This window comes from Chitinophaga sp., from assembly GCF_035761305.1.
Classification (GTDB): Bacteria; Bacteroidota; Bacteroidia; order Chitinophagales; family Chitinophagaceae; genus Chitinophaga.
The window spans coordinates 1-4,791 of sequence record NZ_DASTRI010000142.1 but is presented as its reverse complement, the minus strand read 5'-3'; the positions used below and the strand labels follow the sequence as shown (position 1 = coordinate 4,791).

The 4,791-nt window shown below is 49.0% G+C and carries 4 protein-coding genes and 1 rRNA gene; 1 reads left to right on the top strand and 4 read right to left on the bottom strand.

From position 1 onward, the window contains the following. From VFS25_RS12370 to VFS25_RS12360, 3 genes are all read right to left on the bottom strand, one after another. Nucleotides 1-1,045 (bottom strand): SusC/RagA family TonB-linked outer membrane protein (locus tag VFS25_RS12370; RefSeq protein ID WP_326462460.1); only part of this gene is annotated, 1,045 nt, incomplete at its 3' end. Nucleotides 1,046-1,273: 228 nt separating this feature from the next. After that, a complete protein-coding gene (locus VFS25_RS12365; protein WP_326462459.1) occupies nucleotides 1,274-2,473 on the bottom strand; it encodes a FecR domain-containing protein in 1,200 nt (399 codons plus the stop codon). A 54-nt stretch (nucleotides 2,474-2,527) separates the two neighbouring features. Then, entirely contained in the window at nucleotides 2,528-3,085 is a 558-nt protein-coding gene (locus tag VFS25_RS12360; protein ID WP_326462458.1) for an RNA polymerase sigma-70 factor, read from the bottom strand. A gap of 231 nt (nucleotides 3,086-3,316) precedes the next feature. Between VFS25_RS12360 and VFS25_RS12355 the strand changes: the two genes are divergently transcribed. After that, on the top strand, nucleotides 3,317-4,351 hold the full coding sequence (locus VFS25_RS12355) for a LacI family DNA-binding transcriptional regulator (protein ID WP_326462457.1): 1,035 nt from the start codon (nucleotides 3,317-3,319) through the stop codon (nucleotides 4,349-4,351). A gap of 322 nt (nucleotides 4,352-4,673) precedes the next feature. On the opposite strand, the gene rrf is transcribed toward VFS25_RS12355, so the two are convergent. After that, a 5S ribosomal RNA gene (rrf, locus tag VFS25_RS12350) occupies nucleotides 4,674-4,785 on the bottom strand. Nucleotides 4,786-4,791: the final 6 nt, after the last annotated feature.

Genomic DNA, 4,791 nt, shown 5'->3' with positions numbered 1-4,791 from the left:
TCACAATAGCGCCGTCTTTTGCACGGAAGCCGTATAAAGCGGCAGCAGTGGCGCCTTTCAGCACATTAATGGTTTCAATATCATCGGGGTTAATGCTCAATAAACCATCGCCGCCGTCTGTATACGATTCTGCGCGGGAGGTATTGCCTTCCGCATCATTCTTGCGCGCGCCGTAGCTGGTGTTATTAATGGGTACACCGTTGAGTATAATAAGGGGGGAGTTATTGCCTTTAAAGGAGGAAGCGCCGCGTATGCGTATTTTGCTGGAACCGCCGGCGCCCGTGTTTACGGAGCTTACGTTTAAGCCGGCTACTTTGCCCTGCAGGCTGTTGCCGATGTTGGGCGTTCTGTTCACCGCCACATCTGCCCCTTTTACCGTGGTGGCTGCATATCCCAGCTGGCGCGCTTCTTTTTGTATACCCAGGGCCGTTACCACTACTTCTCCCAGCTTGGTAAGGTCTTCCTGCAGCTGTACATTAATGGTGGTGCGGCCGTTTACCGGCACCTCCTGCATCATGTAGCCTACGAAGCTGAACACCAATGTTCCCCTATCGGGCGCATTTATGCGGTAATGCCCGGTTTCATCTGCTATGGCGCCGGTTTTTTGTCCTTTGATCACAATGCTTACGCCTGGCAAAGGAGTGCCGCGTGCATCTGTCACCGTACCTGTAACGGTTATGGGCGGGTTTGCGGGTGCAGCAGGCGTAGGATCTTTGTGCGCGATAATAATGGTTTTGTCTACAATGTTGTACCGCAGCTGCCGCCCTTTAAAGCAGCGGGCCATGATCTCCGGTACGGTAGCTTGCTTTACATCCAGCGATACGATTGTATCGCGGATGTCATCGTCGTTGTACAGGAAACGGTAATCGCTTTGCTGCTGGATAATGTCAAACAGCTTATCCAGCCTTACCCCGTTGAGCTTCAGGGTAAGCTTTACTTCCTGTGAATAACCTGTGGCATGTAGTTCTGCCACGCAGGCCAGCATGAGAAAAAGCGTGATACGCATAGCAAGCAGCATAACAGCAGGCCATAACTTTTTTTTCATACCTTAGTATGGTTATTGGTTAGACAATAGGTAAGCTGTCCGCGTCCAATGGAGGCTTACCGTTGTTTGCTGATCATAGGCCGGAAATGTTAGCGCATTGCCGGTCTTTTTTTTTATAAGCGGAACCGATGAGGGCTGTACTGTAAATGCAGCTGTAATGGGTGTGGCGTTCCCATAACGCGGAATAAGCATATTGTATGGTTTGCCCTGTACAGTTGATCTGGTATGTTAGTGCGTGCTCCCGGCTACTGAAATATTCTTCCCGTTTATTTTGAATGTTACCTTTTGAGTCAGCTCCAGCATATCCAGCACTTTTTGTATGGATTCATATTTGCGGATAGTGCCTGTAAAACGTAATGCCGGCACAGCTGCGCTGGTATAGCTTACATCAACATCATACCACCGGCTTAGCTTACGCATAATGCTGCCCAGGGGCTCACTGCGGAATACAAACAAACCGTTTTTCCAGGCCAGCGCCTCCTCCAGGTAGGCTTCCTGCACATCGATCTGCCGGTGTTCCCATACGCCCTGGTAGCCCGGCTGCAGCTGTACGGGCTTTCCACCGGCGACGGCTGTTTGCGTTAGCTGCACGCTGCCTTCTACCAGCGTGGTGTTGATGTAGGATTCATCCGGATAAGCTTTTACATTAAATTTTGTGCCTGTAACGGTAACGGCTATACCGTTTGTTGTAACAATGAACGGCTGCTGTTTATTCCTGGCTATTTCGAAATAGGCTTCTCCTGTGAGGTACACCTTGCGGGTAGTCCCGTTAAAACGAGTGGGAAAGCGCAGGGAGGAGGCGGCATTCAGCCATACTACCGAACTATCGGGCAACACTACCCGGAACTCTCCGCCCCTGGGCGTTTCCAGCGTATTATACACCGGGGCTGCGGCAGCGGTATTGTTATGATAGGTGAGCACGGCAGCGCGGCTTTTCACCCGGGTGCCATCTGCCTCTGTGATCTCCTGCTCCAGGCTGTCTTTCAGCTCCACTACCCGGCCATTGCCCAAAAGCAGGCGGGCTTTGTTATTCCCCGGAACAATCACCGCCGGCATGTGCTGCGCAGCAGCCAAAGGAGCCGCCTGTTTTGACACAGGCGCGTGCCGCAGATAGGTAATAATGCCTGCGCCCAACAGCACCACTATCAAAGCCGCTGCAGCATACTTCCGGTAGCCTGCGTGCCCGGGTTGTTTTTCCAGCTGTGGCTGTAAGCTTTCCCAGGCAGCCAATACTTTGTCTTCATCCGGCAGGCTGGCCATCTGCTGCAGTAAAAAGCTATCCTGCTGCAGCTGCTCCCATAGCCGGTGGTTCACCGGTGAAGCATCAATCCATGCCTGTAAGGCAGCCTGTTCCTGCGCGGTAAGCGGTTCCCTGAAATGTTTAACCACCAGGTCTGCTATTTCCAGATGGGAGCGTACTTGTTGCATGTACTACTAAAACAACTGAATGCTGAAAACGGGTGAAAGGGAAATAAAAAATGTTCAGGAAAAAAATAAAAGCAGGATGCGGGATAGCCTGAGCCAGCCTTTCAGCAGGTACAGGCCCCGGGCTTTCTGGGTTTTGATAGTGTTTACAGATACATGTAACAGGTTGGCTATTTCACTGTTACGCAGCCCTTCCAGGTAGCCCAGCTCTATTACCTGTTTGCAGGCAGGCGGCAATTTGGCCAGCGCTTCTTTTAACTGCCCCAATACCTCTGCCTGTATTAAATGATGGATAATAGCTGTTTCCGTTGTTTCTGCCGCCTGCAGGGCGTAGTTTATATGTTGCTGCACTACGCGCTGGTGTTTAAGGATGTTTAAACAGGCATTACGGACGCTGGTGTACAAAAAGGCCCTAGCCGCAGCAAAGGAGTGAAATTGCTGCCGCTGGCGCCATAGCTGAACAAAGGCTTCCTGCACTACATCTTCCGCATCTGTGTCTTTTTGTAAAATGCCCCGGGCAAAATAAACCAACTGTGGACAGAGCTGCTCAAATAACTGGCGCAGGGCAGCTTCCTCTCCTTTTCTAAGCCCGGTAACAGGAGATGTGTTACGCATACAGCAAGACGGTAAAGGAGCATTAGATTTTCATAACGGAATTCAATACAAGAAAAATTAGCAATAATTAGGGAGTTTATCAAATTTCACCACTGAAATAAACGGCATTGCAGTAAAGTGGCTTTTTTAACCATTTGCAACAAAGGAGTTATTGCAATGTGAACGGGCATATCAATTGTAATATAAATTGCTTAATATAGCCTATTATTTAATAACTGAAGCCTCAAAAAAGTGAAAGAACGTAATAAGATCACCATTTACGACATTGCCCAGGCACTGAACCTTTCTGCATCAACTGTTTCCAGGGCCTTGCAAAACAACCCCCTCATTAACGATGAAACCCGCGAAAAGGTGCAAAAGATGGCTACCGAAATGGGATATGTTCCCAACTGGATAGCTTCCAGCCTGCGTAAGAAACGGTCTAATATTATCGGGTTGATTGTGCCACGCACCTCTATGTATTTCCAGAGTACCGCTATCAGCGGCATACAGCATGAGGCGCATAAGTACGGTTTTAGTATTGTGATTGGCCAGTCGGATGAAACCGTGGCCATGGAGAAGGAGCTGGTACATACCTTCTTTTCCCTGCGTGTAGACGGGTTGCTGGCTGTAGCTTCCATGTTCACTACCAATTATGAGCACTTCAGTCCTTTTATTAAGAACAATATTCCCCTGGTGTTTTATGACCGGGTGCCGATGGAGTTTCCGGGTTATACCATTACGGGCGACGACTTTACCGGCGGCTACCTGGCTACTGAGCACCTGATAAAACAGGGGTGCAAGCGCATTGCCCATTTTTCCGGCGTGCTTACCTGCAACCTTTACCAGCATAGGCTGGCAGGCTATAAGGCAGCATTGGCCAAGTATCATATTCCTTATGATGAAAGCCTGCTGTACATCCATAACCTTACCTCTGATGCTGCAGCTACTGCAGCGCAGCAGCTGTTAAGCAGCCCTGACCTGCCGGATGGTTTGTTTGCAGCCAATGATACATCTGCCGTATCATTTATACAGGCTGCGCGTCGTCACCAGATCAATATACCGGACCAGATAAAGGTAGTGGGGTATTCCAATGATCTTTCCTCCCGCATTATTACCCCTTCTCTCACTACTATTGAGCAATCGGGCTATAAAATGGGACAAAAAGCGGTTGAAACCGTGATACAGCTGATTAACCAGGATGAAACCGTAAAGGTTACCAAGAATTTTGTATTTCCCGTGGAGCTGATATCGCGTGAGTCCACGCAGCTGCGACATATAATTTGATATAATAGCTATGGAGAGTAATGCCGTTTTAATACAATACTTTGTTTGCACGGGTCTTTATTGCCAAAAGAATACGGTTTATAATCTGTAGTGCTGATGTTGGTAATGGGGCATGCGCATAAACGCTGTGCAGCTCATATGAGCATAGGGGCTTCCAGCTACACTGGTGTACTTTGCCGGTAAGCCGGGCTTGTCCCGTGTGACTGTATATAGCAGGATAAAGGTTGAAGTAATTTTAAGCAAAACCTATTTGGCAGATCACGCAGCATAGGTATAAAAACAAAAAGGTCCCGACTTATCGTCAGGACCTTTCAGATAATAAATACGGCGGCTACCTACTCTCCCGCATGATAGTGCAGTACCATCGGCCATGAGGGGCTTAACTTCTCTGTTCGGAATGGGAAGAGGTGAACACCCTCGGCATAACCACCATAAGATCT

Coding starts and splice junctions, on each gene's coding strand:
- VFS25_RS12365 (WP_326462459.1), bottom strand. CDS start 2,473: ATGCAACAAGTACGCTCCCATCTGGAAATAGCAGACCTGGTGGTTAAA.
- VFS25_RS12360 (WP_326462458.1), bottom strand. CDS start 3,085: ATGCGTAACACATCTCCTGTTACCGGGCTTAGAAAAGGAGAGGAAGCT.